The sequence below is a fragment of the Streptomyces sp. NPDC058195 genome (assembly GCF_042883525.1).
Taxonomy (GTDB): Bacteria; Actinomycetota; Actinomycetes; order Streptomycetales; family Streptomycetaceae; genus Streptomyces.
In genome coordinates this window covers 1-17,730 of the sequence record NZ_JBHVVM010000002.1, presented here as the reverse complement: position 1 = coordinate 17,730, position 17,730 = coordinate 1, and the positions used below count along the sequence as shown (strand labels likewise).

Below are 17,730 nucleotides of genomic sequence, written 5' to 3'. Positions count from 1 at the left end.
GAGCCCCCGCATGGGACGTTATGTGATCCGGCGGCTGCTGCAGATGATCCCGGTCTTCTTCGGCACCACTCTGTTGATCTTCCTCATGGTGAACGTGATGGGCGACCCCATCGCGGGTCTCTGCGGCGACCGCCAGTGCGACCCGGCGACCGCCGCCCAGCTCCGCTCGGAATTCGGCCTCGACAAGCCCGTGTGGCAGCAATACGTCACCTACATGGGCAACGTCTTCACCGGGGACTTCGGTACCGCGTTCAACGGGCAGAAGGTCACCGAGCTGATGGCCACCGCCTTCCCCATCACGATCCGGCTCACCATCGTGGCGATCGTCTTCGAGGTCGTCATCGGCATCACCCTCGGCGTCGTCACCGGACTGCGCCGTGGCCGCCCCGTCGACACCACCGTGCTCATCCTGACCCTGGTCGTCATCTCCATCCCGACGTTCGTCACCGGCCTCCTGCTCCAGCTGCTGCTCGGCGTCGAGTGGGGCGTCATCAAACCCTCCGTAGCGCCCGAGGCCCCGTTCAACGAGCTGCTGATCCCCGGTCTGGTGCTCGCCTCGGTCTCACTGGCCTACGTCACCCGGCTCACCCGCACCTCCATCGCCGAGAACGCCCGCGCCGACTACGTACGCACCGCCGTCGCCAAGGGGCTGCCCCAGCGCCGCGTCGTCGTCCGGCACCTGCTGCGCAACTCGCTGATCCCGGTCGTCACCTTCATCGGCACCGACGTGGGCGCCCTGATGGGCGGGGCGATCGTGACCGAGCGGATCTTCAACATCCACGGCGTCGGCTACCAGCTCTACCAGGGCATCCTGCGCCAGAACTCCCAGACCGTCGTCGGCTTCGTCACGATCCTCGTCCTGGTCTTCCTGGCGGCGAACCTGATCGTCGACCTGCTCTACGCCGTACTCGACCCGAGGATCCGCTATGCCTGAGCAGACACCGGACGAGGCGATCTCGTCGGCCGGATCGGGAGGCGCGATGGACCTCGCCCTCGAAGAGGGCACCACCCTCGAAAGGGCCCCCGGCGGCCCCCCGGGCAGCGGCCCCGCCCAGAAGCCGCGCAGCCTCTGGTCCGACGCCTGGCACGACCTGCGCCGCAACCCGGTCTTCCTCATCTCCGCGCTGATCATCCTCTTCCTGGTGATCATCTCGATCTGGCCCCAGCTCATCGCCGACCAGGACCCCCTGGACTGCGACCTGGGCAAGGCGCAGGAGGGCTCCCAGCCGGGCCATCCCTTCGGCTTCGACGGCCAGGGCTGCGACGTCTACACCCGCACCGTCTACGGAGCCCGGAACTCGGTGTCCGTCGGCGTCTGCGCCACCGTCGGCGTCACCCTCCTCGGCGGGCTGCTCGGCGGACTGGCCGGCTTCTTCGGCAGCTGGTGGGACACCGTGCTCTCCCGGCTCACCGACATCTTCTTCGGCATCCCGGTGGTCCTCGGCGGCCTGGTCTTCCTCTCCGTGGTCACCAGCGCCACCGTCTGGCCGGTGATCGGCTTCATCGTGCTGCTGGGCTGGCCGCAGATCGCCCGCATCGCCCGCGGCTCGGTGATCACCGCCAAGCAGAACGACTACGTGCAGGCGGCGCGGGCCCTCGGCGCCTCCCACTCCCGCGTGCTGCTGCGCCACATCGCCCCGAACGCCATCGCGCCGGTCATCGTCGTCGCGACCATCGCGCTCGGCACGTACATCTCGCTGGAGGCGACGCTCTCGTTCCTCGGCGTCGGGCTGAAGCCGCCCGCCGTCTCCTGGGGCATCGACATCTCCGCGGCCTCCCAGTACATCCGCAACGCCCCGCACATGCTGCTCTGGCCCGCCGGGGCCCTGGCGGTCACCGTGCTCGCCTTCATCATGCTCGGCGACGCGGTGCGCGACGCCCTCGACCCCAAGCTGCGCTGAGGAGCCCGCTGCCATGTTGCTCGAAGTGCGCGATCTGCACGTGGAGTTCCACACCCGCGACGGGGTCGCCAAGGCCGTCAACGGGGTCACCTACTCGGTGGCCGAGGGCGAGACGCTGGCCGTGCTCGGCGAATCCGGATCCGGCAAGTCCGTCACCGCCCAGGCCATCATGGGCATCCTCGACATGCCCCCGGGGAGGATCGGCGGCGGCGAGATCCTCTTCAAGGGCCGCGACCTGCTGAGCATGAAGAAGGACGAGCGCCGGAGGATCCGCGGCCAGGAGATGGCCATGATCTTCCAGGACGCGCTCTCCTCCCTCAACCCCGTGCTCAGCGTGGGGGAGCAGCTCGGTGAGATGTTCGTCGTGCACCGGGGGATGTCCCGCAAGGACGCCAAGGCGAAGGCCGTCGAGCTGATGGACCGGGTCCGCATCCCGGCGGCGAGGGAACGCGTCGGCAACTACCCGCACCAGTTCTCCGGCGGTATGCGCCAGCGCATCATGATCGCCATGGCGATGGCGCTGGAGCCTTCGCTGATCATCGCCGACGAACCCACCACCGCCCTCGACGTGACCGTGCAGGCCCAGGTGATGGACCTGCTCGCCGAGCTCCAGCGCGAGCTGAACATGGGCCTCATCCTGATCACCCACGACCTCGGCGTCGTCGCGGACGTCGCCGACAAGATCGCCGTGATGTACGCGGGCCGGATCGTCGAGTCCGCTCCGGTCCACGAGATCTACCGGGCCCCCGCCCATCCGTACACCAAGGGCCTGCTCCGGTCGATCCCGCGCCTGGACCAGAAGGGCCGGGAGCTGTACGCGATCAAGGGCCTCCCGCCGAACCTGCTGCACATCCCGCCCGGCTGTGCCTTCAACCCCCGGTGCCCGCTGGCTCAGGAGATCTGCCGGGGCGAGGTGCCGCCGCTGTTCGAGGTGGCCGAGCACCGCGAGAGCGCCTGCTACTTCTGGAAGGAGACGCTCGATGCGCGCTGACGATCCGGCGACCGGCCCGGTCCGCGAGGCGGCCGTGCGGACCGGCGAGCCGATCCTGGAGGTCCGTGACCTGGCCAAGCACTACCCGCTGACCCAGGGCATCCTGATCAAGAAGCACATCGGCGCGGTCAAGGCGGTCGACGGGGTCTCCTTCGACCTGGCCGCGGGCGAGACCCTGGGCATCGTGGGGGAGTCCGGCTGCGGCAAGTCGACCGTGGCCAAGATGCTGGTGCACCTGGAACAGCCGACGGCCGGGGCGATCCGGTACAAGGGCGAGGACATCACCCAGCTGTCCGGCCGGGCGCTGAAGGCGGTCCGCCGCAACATCCAGATGGTGTTCCAGGACCCGTACACCTCGCTGAACCCGCGGATGACGGTCGGCGACATCATCGGCGAGCCGTACGAGATCCACCCCGAGGTGGCCCCGAAGGGGGAGCGGCGCCGGAAGGTCCAGGACCTGCTGGACGTGGTCGGCCTCAACCCGGAGTACATCAACCGCTATCCGCACCAGTTCTCCGGCGGCCAGCGCCAGCGCATCGGCATCGCCCGCGGTCTGGCCCTGAACCCGGAGATCATCGTCGCCGACGAACCGGTCTCCGCGCTCGACGTCTCCGTGCAGGCCCAGGTCGTCAATCTGCTGGACCGGCTCCAGGCGGAGTTCGGCCTCGCCTACGTCTTCATCGCGCACGACCTGTCGATCGTCCGGCACATCTCCGACCGGGTCGGTGTGATGTACCTCGGCCGGATCGTCGAGATCGGTTCCGACGAGCAGATCTACGAGCACCCCACGCATCCGTACACCCAGGCGCTGCTGTCGGCGGTCCCGGTGCCGGACCCCGCAGCCCGGGAGCACCGGGAGCGGATCATCCTGCACGGCGACGTCCCCTCGCCCGCCCATCCGCCCTCCGGCTGCCGCTTCCGCACCCGGTGCTGGAAGGCGCAGGAGCGGTGCGCGCTGGAGGTGCCGCTGCTGGCGGTGCCCGCGGTCTTCCGGCTGGCCGATTCCCCGGCCGGGCACGACTCGGCCTGCCACTTCGCGGAGGAGAAGCGGGTGGTCCCGCCGGAGGGGCTGCTGGAGGCACCGGGCCCGCCGGGTGCCGAGGACGGACCGGACGAGCCGGAGGGACCGGACGAGCCGGAGGGACCGGACGAGCCAGAGGGACCGGAGGGGCCGGGAGCCGGCTAGCGCGCGTGCCAGGTGCTGCCGGGCGGACGGGGCTCGCGGTGCACGCCTGGCGCAGCGTGTACCGGCCGGGAAGCCGCCAAGCCCTCCCGGCCGGTTGCCCGTTCGCGCACCACGCCGGTGAACCCCTTGTCCGCCGCGGACCGCGGTGTGAGTATCGCTCGGATGATACTGACACGGGGGGCACGGGTCACCGGCGCCGTTCTGTGCGCGGTGCTCGCGCTGATGGCCGCGGGCTGGATCGTACGGGACGTCAACGCCGCTGACGGAATCGGGCAGTTGGGCGAGCGCTGGGCGGGGTTCTACGACGCCCGGTTCACCATGCCGCCGACCACATCGGCCTACGACCCGGTGCTGCTCGTGGTGTACGCCGCCGCGGCTGTCGCCGCCCTGCGGTCCTCGGTGGCCGCTGGCGCGCTGGTCGCCGTCGGCGTGGTCACGATCGGCGTGCGGCTTCCCGGGCTCTGGAACATCGGCGAGGCCCGGATGGACGCCCGGTTCTCCGACGACCTGCGCACCCGCGCCCTGATCGGCGCCTTCGTCGCGCTCGCCGCGGGCATCGCGCTGGTCATCACCGCCGGGGCGGGCCGCCGCCCGGTACGCGATCACGCCGAACGGCCCCCGGCCCGGCCGGGGACGGGCGCCGGAGTGATCGTCCTCCTGGGCCTCGGGGCCGCCGCCGTGGTCACGATCGGCTGGGAGGTCCGCCAGGCGGTACGGGGACCTGACGTGTACCCCGACTGGTATCTGGGCGGGGACCGGATCTTCCAGCCGCTGACGGATCCGCCGCCCGGCTGGTTCTCCGTCCTCCTGGCACTGCTCTGCCTGTTCGCGGCGGTGAGCGCGGTCGCCCGCGGCGCGCACGCGCGGCCGTTCGGTCTGATCGCCGCCGGGCTGGTGCTGCTCGAAGGCGTCCTGAGCGTGATCCGCACGGTCCACTACGACCTGCTGCGGCACTTCCCCGACCTGCCGGTCGAGAACGAACTGCTCGTGCTGACCGGGTTCTTCCAGGTGTTCGCCGGAGCCGTGACGCTGCTGGCGGCGGCGCTGCCGGGCCGGGCGGCCCCCGCCCCCGCGCAGGGGTTCGGGCCGGGGTACGGACCGTGGCCCGGCCCCTTCGGGCCGCCGCCCCCGTCCCAGCCGCCGCCGGGCTGGTGACGGGGAGGGCGGACCGGCTCTCAGCCCTTCAGCCCCAGCGACCGCTTCAGGAAGTCGACCTGGAGCAGCAGCAGGTTCTCGGCCACCTGCTCCTGCGGTGTCATGTGGGTCACCCCGCTCAGCGGCAGCACCTCGTGCGGGCGCCCGGCCGCGAGCAGGGCCGAGGTGAGCCGGAGGGTGTGCGCGACCACCACGTTGTCGTCCGCGAGGCCGTGGACGATCATCATCGGCCTGACCTGCTCGGCCGCCCCGGACAGCCCCTCGTCGGTGACGACCGAGTTGTGCGCGTACACCTCGGGCTGCTCGGCGGGGTCACCGAGGTAGCGCTCGGTGTAGTGGGTGTCGTACAGCCGCTGGTCGGTCACCGGGGCGCCGACCACGGCCGCGTGGAAGACGTCGGGCCGCCGCGTGATGGCCAGGGCCGCCAGGTATCCGCCGAACGACCAGCCGCGGATCGCGACCTTGCCGAGGTCCAGCGGGAAGCGGTCGGCGAGCGCGTGCAGCGCTTCGATCTGGTCGTCCACCGTGAGGGCGATGTTGTTCTTGACCTCCTTCTCCCAGGCGGGTGAACGCCCCGGAGTGCCGCGGCCGTCCGCGACCACGACCGCGAAGCCCTGGTCGGCGAACCACTGAGAGGTGAGGTGCGTGTTCTGCGCGGCGGCCACCCGCCGGCCGTGCGGCCCGCCGTACGGGTCCATCAGGACCGGAAGCGGACCATCCGATTCCTTGTATCCCTCGGGGAGCAGTACGGCGCACGGAATCCGCCGTGCGCCCCCCTCGGTGAGCCGCACCCGGGCGGAGAGGACCGGCTGCTCCGCGTGGCTCGCCACGGTGGTGACCGGCTTGCCGTCCCGGAACACCTGGACCTGGGCCCCGGACCGTTCCAGGGAATGCGAGACCAGCACCGTCACCCCGCCCGCGCGGACCGCCGTGTGCACCCCGGCCCCTTCCGAGACCCGCTCCACGCCGAGTTCGTTGACCCGGTAGACATGGGTCTCGCCGATCTCCGGCTCGGCGGCCTCCTCGCCGGCCGTGGCCGACACCAGGATGTCCGACTCGCCGATGTCCAGCACCGACCGCAGCTGGAGCCGCGCCCCGGTCAGCGGCCGGTCGCCGACAGCGAGCACCCGCGCGCCGCCCTCGTCCGCGATCCGCACGAGCCGGCCGTCCGGCGTCCAGGCAGGCACCCCGGGGTAGATTTCCAGCCATACCGGGTCCTCGTCGGCGTGCACCGTCCGGGTCCGCCCGGTCTCCGGGTCCACCGCGAGGAACAGGTGGCTTCGCTGGTCGCGGGACTGCACCAGCAGCAGCGGCGCCCCGTCGGACGACCAGTGCACCTGGGCCAGGTACGGATGGCCCGCCCGGTCCCAGACCACCTCGGTGCGGGAGCCGTCCAGCCCCAGCACGAAGAGCCGCACCTCGGCGTTGGGCGTTCCCGCCGCCGGGTACGCGATTTCGGCGGGCCGCCGCTCGGGGTGCGCCGGGTCCGCGATCCACCACCGCTGCACCGGGCTGTTGTCGACCCGGGCCACCAGCAGCCGGTCCGACTCCGGCGACCACCAGTAGCCCCGCGACCGCTGCATCTCCTCGGCCGCGACGAACTCCGCGAGGCCGTACGACACCTCGTCCGCCTCCGGCTCGGCGAGGGCCCGGTCACCCTCGCCCTCCGCGCCCACCACGCGCAGCGCGCCCTTGGACACATAGGCGATCTGTCGTCCGTCCGGTGAGGGCCGGGGGTCGATCGCCGGGCCCGGAACGGGCAGCGCACGTGCCGTACCCGACCGCAGCCCGGCGACGTAGACCTTCCCGGAGAGGGCGAACGCGGCCAACTCGGCGGCCGCGTCGACCGCGTAGCCGACGATCCCCGAGGCGCCCTCGCGGCTGCGCTCGCGGCGGGCCCGCTCCTGCGCCGACAGCCGCTCCGCCGAACCGCCCAGCAGGGCCGCCGGATCGGCGGCCACGCGCTCCTGCGGCGTCCCGTCCTTCGGCAGGTCCAGCACCCACAGCTGGCTGGAACGGTCCGTTCCGGACCCCGAGCGCAGGAAGATCACCCGCTCCCCGTCGGGCGAGACGGTGAACGACCGGGGGGCGCCGAGGGTGAACCGCATGGTCCTGGCGTGCTGACGGGGGAACGAGATCGGCTGTGAAGTCATACGTCGAACCTAGTCCCCGGCCGACCGGTCGGGGAGTGCCCGGTCGGCCGAGCGTGCGCCCCTCGTGCTGCCGTGCACCGATCAGTGCCTTTCCACGGATAGTTATGATCCGTAGCGCTCGGTGGGTAGGAAACCTGCTGGCTCCATGTGTGCTGCCCGTCTCGACCGTACTGATGGAGGTGAACCGCCGTGGCACTCTCGATTTCCGTGGTGGTGCTGCTGGCGATCGTCGTCTTCCTGCTGATCCGGAAATCCGGACTGAAGGGCGGACATGCGGTGGTCTGCGCACTGCTCGGCTTCTATCTCGCCAGCTCGTCGATCGCGCCGAGCATTTCGAACCTGACCTCGAATGTGGCTGGGATGATCGGCAGTCTCAAGTTCTGAGGCCCGGTCCGTCGGCGACAGGTGTGCGGGCGGAGACCGGTGCGTCCGGCTCGTAGGCTGGTGCCATGACGGACCATCCCGCCCGGCGCCTCCTCCTGGTACACGCGCACCCCGACGACGAGTCGATCAACAACGGCGCCACCATGGCCAAGTACGCGGCCGAGGGTGCCCAGGTCACCCTGGTGACCTGCACACTCGGCGAGGAGGGCGAGGTCATCCCGCCCTCGCTCGCCCATCTCGCGGCCGACCGGGACGACACCCTGGGCCCCTACCGCCAAGGTGAACTCGACGCGGCGATGAAGGAGCTGGGGGTCACCGACCACCGGCTCCTCGGCGGTCCCGGCCGCTACCGCGACTCCGGCATGATGGGCGCCGAGCAGAACGGCCGCCCCGGCGCCTTCTGGTCCGCCGACGTGGACGAGGCCGCCGGACACCTGGTGGAGGTCATCCGCTCGGTGCGCCCGCAGGTTCTGGTCACCTACGACTCCGACGGCGGCTACGGACACCCCGACCACATCCAGGCCCACCGCGTCGCGACGCGCGCGACGGAGCTCGCCGCCGACCCCGCGTTCCGCCCCGGTGAGGGCGCCCCGCACACCATCGCCAAGGTCTACTGGACCCGGATGCCGCGCACCGTCGCCGAGGAGGGCTTCGCCCGCCTCCGGGCCACGGCACCGGACGCCTTCCCCGGCATCGCCGCCCTCGACGACGTACCGGGCGTGGTCGACGACTGCCGGATCGCCGCGGAGATCGACGGCTCGGCGCACGCCGCCGCCAAGAGCGCCGCGATGCGCGCCCACGCCACGCAGATCGCCGTCGACGGCTCCTTCTTCGCCCTCTCCAACGACCTCGGCCAGCCCCTCTTCACCACCGAGTACTACGAGTTGGTGCGCGGCGTGTACGGGGCGCCGCGGGGCACCCGGGAGGACGACCTGTTCGCGGGCCTGACGGGAGGAGAGCGATGAGCGGCGGCAAGGAGCGCGCCCCGCGCCCCGCGGCCCCGGCCCCCGCGGCCACCGGCCTGGCCGCCCCGTTCAACCCCGCCCGGATCGCCGCCTACGCGGGCCTCGCCGTGCTCGGCGCGCTCGTCGGCACCGCCGGGACACTCGTCCAGGCCGCCTGGTTCCCTGGCGGGCTGCTGCTGGCCCTGCTGGCCGCGGCCGGGCTCTTCCTCGGCGGCCGACTGGTCTTCGGCACCCAGCTCGGGGCACTGGCGCCCGCCGGAGGCTGGCTGATTTCGATCGTTGTCCTGCTGGGCGGACGGCCGGAAGGCGACTATGTATTTGGCGACGAACTGGGCCTCGCCCTCTTCCTGCTGGGCGGGATGGTCGTCGCTGTGATCTGTGCCACCATGTCGCGGGTGCCCCGGCCGGGCGCCGAAAGCGTCCGGCCCGGCAAGTAAAGTGCCTCGTCCGATCCCTTGGGCCGTGTCCGGTGAACACGGCCTGATGCCCCGTGCCCGTCCGGGTCGTACAGCCGTTTCCCCCGGTCGCGGGGTGTGCGTCGGCTGCGGCCAGTATGGTGGTTCGCGCGCCGAGCCGTCCCCAGGCCTGCGGCATGGGGGAAGTACGGGCGGCGGAGCCAATCGGGAGAACCTGCTTTGAGTCGTGAAACTGACAGTTCGTCCTCCGGGCCCCAGGGGCGCGGAGGCGCCGCGTACCCCTCGGGGACGCCGCCGTACGGATCACGCCAGTATCCGTCGTCGCACCCTTCGCAGGACGCGCCGGAGGGGAGCCCCGAAGCCGCGGACGCGTCCCGGGCCGACGAGCCGAGAACCGAGACGACGCTGACGACGCGCATCCGGATCAACATCCCCGGCTCGCGTCCCATCCCGCCCGTCGTCATGCGGACGCCCGTGGGAGAGGCCGACAGCGCCGACGCCGAGCGCACGGGCAGCGTCCCGCGCCCCGGCCCGGCCGCCGGGAAGGACACGCCGGACGCCTCCGGCGCGGCCCCGGCCGCCGAGGACCGGACGGCCGCCCCTGCCGCGGAGTCCGCCGAGAAGCCGGCCCGGGAGAAGAGCGGCAGCGACTGGTTCGCCCCGCGCAAGCCCCTCGCGAGCACCCCGCCCGGCGGCACCCCGGTGGTCGGCACCCCGCCCGGTGGCACTCCGGCCGCCGGTACGCCCGTCGTCGGCGGCGGTGAGGGCGCCGACGCGGCGTCCGCCCCGCCCCGCTCCGGCCTGCCGTACTTCTCGGACGGTCCGCAGCGCACGGGCGACCCGGGCGCGCCCCGGTCCGACGACTTCGGGCCCGGCCCGTCCGGCGGCCAGCGCCCCACGCCGAACCTCGGGGTGCGCACGCCCGGCCCCGCCGGACCCACCACGGGCCCGGCCACCGGGACGTCCGCCCTCACCCCGGACCTCGGCGGGCCGGGCACCTCCGGCCCGAAGGGGCCTGGCGCCGTCGGCACTCCGGGCGGCCCGGTGCCGCGGCTGTCCGACGACACCGCCGTGCTGACCCCGCAGTTCGCCGGTCCGGCCCCCGCCGGGCCCGGCGGCAACGTCTCCGGTGACACCCTCACCAGCGGCATCCCCGTCGTACCGCCGGAGCACCGGACGGCGTCCCCGTTCCCGGGAGCGCCCGAGGGAGCCCGTCCCGGCCAGGGGCCGGCCGGCCTCGACGACCCGATGGGCACCGGACCGGCGGGGCCCGGCGGCCCGGCCGCCCCGGCACCCGCCCCCCGGCCGGAACCGGCGTCCGCGCCCGCGAAGAAGAAGGGCCGCTCCAAGCTGGTCCTCCTCGGCGTCGCGGTGGTCGTCCTGGCCGGAGTCGCCTACGGCGCCGGGCTGCTGATGAACCACTCCGACGTGCCCAAGGGCACCACGGTCCTCGGCGTCGACATCGGCGGCGGCACGAAGGACGAGGCCGTCACGAAGCTGGACGCCGCCCTCGGCAAGCGCGCGGTGGCCCCGCTCCAGCTCTCCGTGGACGGCCGCGAGACCCGGCTCGCACCCGACAAGGCCGGGCTCGCGCTGGACAGCCAGGAGACCGTGCGCGCCGCCGCGGGCAGCGACTACAACCCGGTCTCCGTCATCGGCTCCCTCTTCGGCACCAAGCGCGTCGTCGACCCGGTGATCCCGGTGGACGAGGAGAAGCTGGGCGTCGCGCTGGCGGACCTGGCGGGCGTCTCCGGCTCCTCCAACGACGGCACCATCAAGTTCGAGCCGGACAAGGCCGTCGCCGTACCCGGGAAGTCCGGCAAGGCGCTGGACGTCAGCCGGTCGATGAACTCGGTGCGCGACGCGTACCGGGCCCAGGTGCAGACCGGCCGGTCGAAGGTGGTCGAACTGCCCGTCGGCACCCATGAACCCACCATCGGCCAGGCCGAACTGGACCGGGCGATGAAGGAGTTCGCGCAGCCCGCGATGTCGGGCCTGGTCACCATCAAGGCGGGTGCCAAGCAGATCCAGTTCGGCCCGTCCAGGTCGCTGCCGCAGATCCTCTCCATGGCCCCGGTCAACGGCAAGCTGGTCGCGCGGTACGACACGAAGGCCATCGACAGCCTCTGCGACGGCGTCTTCGACGGCATCATGATCACCGGCGACGACGGCAAGAAGCGCCAGCTCGCCGCGGACGACGTGGCCCGTGCCATGCAGACCGCGCTGCTCGGCAAGACCCCCGCCGAGCGCACCGCCGTCATCAGCCTCGACGCCGCGGGCGGCACCACCGGCTGACCGGAGTCCCCCGCAGCGCACGCCCCGCCGCCCCCGGCCGGACCTCCGGCCGGGGGCGGCGCCGTACGCCCGGTGCGGTCCCGGCCCGGGTGCGGCACGGCGGTGGCCGCGCGCCGTGACATCCGCTCATGGACGGCATGACATCTGTCATCCCGATTCCACGATGGACGGCTCTGCCGAGGGAGCCCCGCCCTCCGTGACGCTGGACCCATGACAACGACAGCCAGCGAGGCCACCGGGGCGAAGACCGCCGCGGTCCGCTTCGCCCAGGTCACCAAGGCCTACGGAGAGGTGCGCGCCGTCGCCGGGCTCAGCCTCGAACTGCACCCCGGCGAGACCGTGGCGCTCCTCGGCCCCAACGGTGCGGGCAAGTCCTCCACCCTCGATCTGCTGCTCGGCCTGCGCACCGCGGACTCCGGCAGCGTCGAGGTCTTCGGCACGGCCCCGCAGGCCGCCATCGCCGCGGGCCGGGTCGGCGCGATGCTCCAGACCGGCGGGCTGATGGAGGACGTCACGGTCGCGGAGCTGGTCGGCCTCGCCTGCGCCCTGCACCCCCGGCCCTTCCCGGTGGCGGAGGTGCTCTCCCGGGCGGGCATCACGCGGATCGGCGACCGGATGGTCAACAAGCTCTCCGGCGGCCAGGAGCAGCGCGTCCGCTTCGCGCTGGCCACCGCGGGCGCCCATGACCTGATCGTCCTCGACGAGCCGACCACCGGCATGGACGTGACCGCCCGGCAGGCCTTCTGGGCCACCATGCGCGAGCAGGCCGCACAGGGCCGTACCGTCCTGTTCGCCACCCACTACCTCGAAGAGGCCGACGCGGTCGCCGACCGGGTGCTCGTCCTCCACAAGGGCCGGCTGATCGCCGACGGCACCGCCGCCGAGATCAAGGCGCGGGCCGGGGCCCGCCGGATCTCCTTCGAGCTCGAGGGCCCGGTCGACGAGGCGGCCCTGCGCTCCCTGCCGCACCTCTCCGCGCTGGACGTCAACGGCAGCCGGGTCCGCATCCAGTCGCACGACGCCGACGCCACCGTCCACGCCGTCTACGGGCTCGGCCTCTACCCGCGCGCCCTCGAAGTCGCCGGACTGGGCCTGGAACAGGCCTTCGTCGCCCTCACCGAGGCCGAGGAGGCCAGAACCGCGTGCTGAATTTCCTTTCGTGGGCCCTGATCAGGCTCGAAGTGACCCGCACTCTGCGGAACAAGAAGTTCATGTTCTTCTCGGTCGTCTACCCCTCGGTGATCTACCTGCTGATCTCCGGCACCCAGAACACCTCCGACCGCATCCCGCACACCGACCTCACCTTCCAGGCCTTCTTCATGGTCTCGATGGCCTCCTTCGGCGCGCTGACCGCCGTCCTCATGGGCAACAGCGAACGCATCGCCAAGGAGCGGGAGAAGGGCTGGGTCCGTCAGCTGCGGCTCACCGCGCTGCCCGGCCGGGGCTACGTCCTCGCGAAGATCGCCAGCGCGGCCGTGGTCACCCTGCCCTGCATCGTGGTGGTCTTCCTGGTGGCCGCCGTTGTCCAGCACGTACGGGTGGAGGTCTGGCAGTGGTTCGCGCTGGGCGGTGTCATCTGGGCCGGTTCGCTGGTCTTCGCCGCGCTCGGGGTCGCCCTCGGCTACCTGGCCAGCGGGGACGCGGTCCGCCCGCTCACGATGATCATCTACTTCGGGCTCTCCATCCTCGGCGGCCTCTGGATGCCCAGCGCGACCTTCCCGCGGTGGCTCCAGAACATCGCCGAGTGGCTGCCCACACACGCGTACGCTTCTCTCGGCCAGGCGATCGAGATGGGCGGTTCGCCGCAGGCCAAGGACGTCGTGATCCTCTGCGCCTACTTCGTGGTCTTCGCGGGCGGTGCGGCCTGGCTCTACCGGAAGGACACCCTGAAGGCGTGAACGACGACGAGACGTCCGCCGGCACCGGGCGCCCGCCCACCGACCGCAAGCAGATGGGGATCAAGCTGCTCTGGGTCGGTGTCTGGCTCGCGTTCATGAGCGCGCCCGTCAAGGACCTGACCGGCGGCCACCACACCCCCTGGGCGACGGTGCTCGGCGCCGTCGGCCTGCTCACCTTCGTCGGCGCCTATCTGCTCCTGGTGCTGCGCCGCACGCCCAGGGACGGGGACGACCGTGGCGTCCACCTCGCGATCGCCTTCCTCGGCGCCCTCGCCGTCCTGCTCACCCTGACGCTCGGCACCTCCTGGCTGGTCCTCTTCGTCTACGTGGCGGTCTCGGCGGGCGCCACCCTCCCGCTGCGGACGGCCGCCTGGCTGATCCCCGCCGTCACGGCGGTCCTGGTCGGACTGGGCCTGGCGGCCGACCACCCGCGCGAGGTCATCACCGCGCTGGTCTTCCCGGCCCTGCTGGGCGGCTTCTCGATGACCGGCGTACGGCAGCTGATCCGGACGACGATCGAGCTGCGCGAGGCCCGTGCCACCGTCGCCCAGCTCGCCGCCAACGAGGAGCGGCTCAGGCTCGCCCGCGATCTGCACGATCTGCTCGGCCACTCCCTCTCCCTGATCACGCTCAAGAGCGAGCTGGCGGGGCGGATGCTGCCCGGCCACCCGGAGCAGGCGGCCGCCCAGGTCGCGGACATCGAACAGGTCAGCCGCCAGGCCCTGATCGATGTGCGCAGCGCGGTCACCGGCTACCGCCGCCCCACCCTCCCCGGCGAACTCGCGGGCGCCCGCACGGCACTGGCCGCCGCCGGGATCACGGCCGACGTCCCGGCCGAGGCACCCGACGACCTGCCTCAGAAGCCGGAGGAGGTGCTCGCCTGGGCGCTGCGGGAGGCCGTCACCAACGTCGTACGCCACAGCGGGGCCCGGCGCTGCACGGTCGCCCTCACCCCGCGCCAGACCCTGGACGGACAGGTCCTCGAACTCACCGTCGCGGACGACGGGGTGGGCCCCTCAAGCACGAAACCGGGCAACGGCCTCACCGGCATCGGCGAACGCCTCGCGGCGGTCGACGGCACCCTGGCCACGTCGGCGGGCGGCCCGGGGCCGGGCTCCGGTGCGGGCAAGGGCTTCACCCTGACCCTGAGCGTCCCGCTCGGTTCCGGCCTAGGATCCACGGAATGAGCATGATCAGACTTCTTCTTGCCGAGGACCAGTCCATGGTGCGCGAGGCCCTCGCGGCGCTGCTCGGCCTGGAGCCCGACATCGAGGTGGTCGCCCAGGTCGCCCGGGGCGACGAGGTGCTGGACGCCGCGCGGGCGCACGACATCGACGTGGCGCTCCTGGACATCGAGATGCCGGGCATGACGGGCATCGACGCGGCGGCGCTCCTGCGGCGCGAACTCCCGGCCGTGAAGCTCGTCGTCGTCACCACCTTCGGCCGTCCCGGCTATCTGCGCCGGGCCATGGAGTCGGGCGCCGACGCCTTCCTGGTGAAGGACGCCCCGGCCGCCCAACTGGCCGCGGCGGTGCGGAAGGTCCTCGCCGGGGAACGGGTCATCGACCCCACCCTCGCCGCGGCGGCCCTCGCCGACGGGGCGAGCCCGCTCACCGAGCGCGAACGCGACGTCCTGCGCGTGGCGGCGGACGGCTCCACCAACGCCGAGATCGCCGCCGCCCTCCACCTCTCGCAGGGCACGGTCCGCAACTACCTCTCCATGGCCATCCAGAAGCTCGCGGCCCGCAACCGCGCGGAGGCCGTCCGCATCGCCCGCGAGAAGGGCTGGCTGTAGAAGACCGGCTCCCCGGTCCGCCCGGCTCCCCGGTCCGCCCGTCCGTCTGTCCGCCCGTCCGCCCGTCCGTCAGTGCGTCAGTGCGTCAGGTACTGGCCGAACATCGACGGGCCGGCCGGGGCTCCGAGGGTGGCCGCGCCGAACGAGGCGGAGCCCTGCGCGACGATCCCGGTGGCATCCGTACGGAAGGTCCACAGCGCGCCGCGTGCCGCGTTCTCCGCCGGGTCGCCGGCCACCAGCTCCGCCCGGCCGGCACCGTCGTAGTCGCTCAGCGCCAGCGCCTCACCGAACTGGTCGCCCGCCTCGGCGGCCCCCGGCACCCCGGCCGTGTACTGGCCGAACTCCTTGGACCCCGCACCGCTCACACCCTGCGGCCCGCCCTTGAACACCAGGACCCGGCCGGCGTCGGCGATGCCGTTGATCCGCTCACCGGGCAGACCGGTGGCGATGTCGGGGTAGCCGTCGCCGTCGGTGTCGCCCAGCGCCAGGCTGTAGCCCATCCGGTCGTGGTACTCGGCGGTGCCGGAGACGCCCTCGCTGTCCTGGCTGATCCAGACGGGCGCCCGGGACGCGCCGGGCCCCTCCGGGCCGCCGTACGCGACGAAGAGCGCGCCGCCCTTCTTCCCGGGGGCGTCCCGCTCGGCCCACTCGTCGGCACGCCCGATCACGAGATCCCCGTGGCCGTCCCGGTCCAGGTCGGCGACGCCCGCGGAGTCGCCGCCGACCGGGGCCCGGTCCGCATCCAGGACCTCGGCCGGGGCGGCGAACCCATCGCGGCCGCTCCTCAGCAGGTACGTGTGCTGCTGCCACGGGTCATCCGGGCCGAAGCCGAGGAGCACCAGATCGTCCCGACCGTCGCCGGTCATGTCGCCGAGCGCGATCGTGGAGGTGTCGATCACGGCGGTGCCGTCGGCCGAGAAGGCGCTCACCCGGCTCCACGCCCCCGTACGGCTGAACGGGCCGTGCAGCACGTGGCCGCCGCGCCGTACGTCACCCACCGCGATGTCGGGCCGCCCGTCGCCGTCCACATCACCGACGTCCAGGTCACCGGTACCGTCGACCTGATCGCCGGGGACGGCCTTCACCAGGGTGGCGTTCGCCGAAAGGCCCGACGCTCCGCCCCAGTTGACGGCCAGCACGGTGCCCTGGTCGCCATCGGCGAGGTACGCCCAGAGGCGGCCCACGAGATCCGCGTAGCCGTCCCCGTCCAGATCGGCGCTGCGCAGTCCGGTGCCGTAGCGGGCGTCGCCGGGGTTGGTGATCCCCGGGCGGTCCGGCCAGGTCAGCACCTGCTTGCGGGTGGCGGTGAGGCCGCCGGGGCCGCCGAACAGGACACTGACCGCGCCCGCGCCCTCCGAGCCGCCGACGGCGGCCATGGGGGCGCCCACGGCCACGTCCGGATAGCCGTCGCCGTTGAAGTCGTCGGGCAGCCGCTTGGTGCCCGGCGCCTTCGCGGCGGCGGGTGCCGCGGACCTCGCGGGGGAGTCGGCGGCGTGGCCCGCGGGGGCGGCCAGGGCCCCGGCGAGCAGGGCGATGCCGGTCGCCGTCGCCAGCCCGTGGCGGAGGAGCAGAGCGGACATGTCGATCAACTCCGGTACTCGGTACGTGAGTCGGGGCAGTACGGAAGCGGGTTCCGTACTGCCCCGTTCGACCTCGCGGCCCGGTGGATGGTTGTGCGGTGACGGCTGCCGGCTCAGCCCTTCGTGTAGCTGTCGAGGTGGGCGAAGACGACCACGTTGTCCTCGTAGTCCTTGACGGTCTTGTTGTACGTGCCGCCGCAGGTGATCAGCCGCAGGTCGGAGAAGTCGCTGTCGGAGTAGACCAGTTCGTTCGGGAAGTCCGCCTTGCTGTACTGCCGGACACCGTCGACCTTGAAGACCGCCACCGAACCGTCGGCGCGGGTGATGTCTACCTCGGCACCGGGCTGGATGGTCTGGAGCGGCAGGAACACGGCCGGGCCGGTCTTCGTGTCGACGTGGCCCGCCACGATCGCGGTGCCGCGCTCACCGGGGCTGGTGCCGTCCTTGTACCAGCCGACCAGGTTCTTGTCGTCGGGCGGCGGCGCGTCCAGCTGGCCGTTGGCGCCGAGCGACAGATCGGTGAACGGGGCATCGATGCCGAGGGCGTCGATCTCCAGCCGCGTCGGCTCCGAACGTGCCATCGACGGGCCCACGGGCTCCTTCGGCGTCATGGCGGGAGCGGGGGCGGCGTGGTGGCCGAGGATCTCGGGGGAGGGGGACGAGAGGGCCACGGGCGGGGCCGACCGGCTGCTGCTCACCGGAGTGCCGAAGGAGTTGTAGATCAGGACCATGCCGAGCCCGGCTGCCAGTGCGGGCCACAGCAAGGCTCGGGCCAGCGGGGATCGGGGTGCGGTCCGGGTGGGGGAGGAGCCGGTCGACTGCGGGGCGGCCATGGGAACGTGCCTTTCGGTTGTACGGCGAGGGGAGGGCGGCGTCTTTCGGCGAGTACGGCGGGTACGGAGGTGAGGGGCGGCGGTGGGGGGGGGGGGCCGCCCCCCCCCCCCCCCCGGGGGGGGGGTCCGGCCCCGCCGGCCCCCCCCCCGGGCGGGGGGGGGGGCGCGCGAGGGCGGG

At 72.7% G+C, this 17,730-nt stretch carries 16 protein-coding genes; 13 read left to right on the top strand and 3 right to left on the bottom strand.

Annotated elements, in window-relative coordinates:
• The first annotated feature begins 10 nt into the window (after window positions 1-10).
• The 5 genes from ACFVWY_RS02275 to ACFVWY_RS02255 all read left to right on the top strand — a co-directional run bounded on the left by ACFVWY_RS02275 (window position 11) and on the right by ACFVWY_RS02255 (window position 5,233).
• Window positions 11-934 (top strand): ABC transporter permease, encoded by a 924-nt coding sequence (locus tag ACFVWY_RS02275; protein ID WP_389866389.1) that lies wholly within the window; start codon window positions 11-13, stop codon window positions 932-934.
• Window positions 927-1,901, top strand: a complete 975-nt coding sequence (locus tag ACFVWY_RS02270; RefSeq protein WP_389866386.1) for an ABC transporter permease — start codon at window positions 927-929, stop codon at window positions 1,899-1,901. The genes ACFVWY_RS02275 and ACFVWY_RS02270 overlap by 8 nt, the downstream gene beginning before the upstream one ends.
• A 13-nt stretch (window positions 1,902-1,914) precedes the next feature.
• Window positions 1,915-2,892: an ABC transporter ATP-binding protein gene (locus ACFVWY_RS02265; RefSeq protein WP_389866383.1), complete on the top strand. Its 978-nt coding sequence runs from the start codon at window positions 1,915-1,917 to the stop codon at window positions 2,890-2,892.
• On the top strand, window positions 2,882-4,078 hold the full coding sequence (locus ACFVWY_RS02260; RefSeq protein WP_389866380.1) for a dipeptide ABC transporter ATP-binding protein: 1,197 nt from the start codon (window positions 2,882-2,884) through the stop codon (window positions 4,076-4,078). Before ACFVWY_RS02265 ends, ACFVWY_RS02260 begins: the two co-directional genes overlap by 11 nt.
• 162 nt (window positions 4,079-4,240) lie before the next feature.
• Complete coding sequence (locus ACFVWY_RS02255) at window positions 4,241-5,233, top strand: hypothetical protein (protein WP_389866377.1); 993 nt, start codon at window positions 4,241-4,243, stop codon at window positions 5,231-5,233.
• A 20-nt stretch (window positions 5,234-5,253) separates the two neighbouring features.
• Here ACFVWY_RS02255 and ACFVWY_RS02250 read toward each other — a convergent pair whose 3' ends face one another.
• A complete protein-coding gene (locus tag ACFVWY_RS02250; RefSeq protein ID WP_389866374.1) occupies window positions 5,254-7,386 on the bottom strand; it encodes a prolyl oligopeptidase family serine peptidase in 2,133 nt (710 codons plus the stop codon).
• 189 nt (window positions 7,387-7,575) lie between these two features.
• Here ACFVWY_RS02250 and ACFVWY_RS02245 point away from each other — a divergent pair, with 189 nt between their 5' ends.
• From ACFVWY_RS02245 to ACFVWY_RS02210, 8 genes are all read left to right on the top strand, one after another.
• Window positions 7,576-7,770, top strand: a complete 195-nt coding sequence (locus tag ACFVWY_RS02245) for a hypothetical protein (protein ID WP_352273294.1) — start codon at window positions 7,576-7,578, stop codon at window positions 7,768-7,770.
• A 65-nt stretch (window positions 7,771-7,835) separates the two neighbouring features.
• Window positions 7,836-8,735 carry an N-acetyl-1-D-myo-inositol-2-amino-2-deoxy-alpha-D-glucopyranoside deacetylase gene (gene mshB, locus ACFVWY_RS02240; protein WP_389866370.1) on the top strand — a complete coding sequence of 300 codons (900 nt, stop codon included), beginning with the start codon at window positions 7,836-7,838 and terminating at the stop codon, window positions 8,733-8,735.
• Window positions 8,732-9,172, top strand: coding sequence for a DUF6113 family protein (locus ACFVWY_RS02235; RefSeq protein WP_389866367.1), 441 nt, complete (start codon window positions 8,732-8,734; stop codon window positions 9,170-9,172). The genes mshB and ACFVWY_RS02235 overlap by 4 nt, the downstream gene beginning before the upstream one ends.
• 441 nt (window positions 9,173-9,613) lie before the next feature.
• Window positions 9,614-11,446 carry a hypothetical protein gene (locus tag ACFVWY_RS02230; RefSeq protein ID WP_389866364.1) on the top strand — a complete coding sequence of 611 codons (1,833 nt, stop codon included), beginning with the start codon at window positions 9,614-9,616 and terminating at the stop codon, window positions 11,444-11,446.
• Window positions 11,447-11,656: 210 nt separating this feature from the next.
• Window positions 11,657-12,595: an ABC transporter ATP-binding protein gene (locus tag ACFVWY_RS02225; RefSeq protein WP_389866361.1), complete on the top strand. Its 939-nt coding sequence runs from the start codon at window positions 11,657-11,659 to the stop codon at window positions 12,593-12,595.
• 62 nt (window positions 12,596-12,657) lie between these two features.
• The gene (locus ACFVWY_RS02220) at window positions 12,658-13,344 is read left to right on the top strand and encodes an ABC transporter permease (protein WP_389867077.1); all 687 of its coding nucleotides are present in this window, start codon (window positions 12,658-12,660) and stop codon (window positions 13,342-13,344) included.
• A complete protein-coding gene (locus tag ACFVWY_RS02215) occupies window positions 13,341-14,531 on the top strand; it encodes a sensor histidine kinase (RefSeq protein ID WP_389866358.1) in 1,191 nt (396 codons plus the stop codon). Before ACFVWY_RS02220 ends, ACFVWY_RS02215 begins: the two co-directional genes overlap by 4 nt.
• A complete protein-coding gene (locus ACFVWY_RS02210; protein ID WP_389866355.1) occupies window positions 14,528-15,139 on the top strand; it encodes a response regulator in 612 nt (203 codons plus the stop codon). Before ACFVWY_RS02215 ends, ACFVWY_RS02210 begins: the two co-directional genes overlap by 4 nt.
• Window positions 15,140-15,216: 77 nt before the next feature.
• Here the strand turns inward: ACFVWY_RS02210 and ACFVWY_RS02205 are convergent, their stop codons facing one another.
• The gene (locus tag ACFVWY_RS02205; RefSeq protein ID WP_389866352.1) at window positions 15,217-16,719 is read right to left on the bottom strand and encodes an FG-GAP-like repeat-containing protein; all 1,503 of its coding nucleotides are present in this window, start codon (window positions 16,717-16,719) and stop codon (window positions 15,217-15,219) included.
• Window positions 16,720-16,832: 113 nt separating this feature from the next.
• Window positions 16,833-17,552, bottom strand: coding sequence for a class F sortase (locus ACFVWY_RS02200; RefSeq protein ID WP_389866350.1), 720 nt, complete (start codon window positions 17,550-17,552; stop codon window positions 16,833-16,835).
• Window positions 17,553-17,730: the final 178 nt, after the last annotated feature.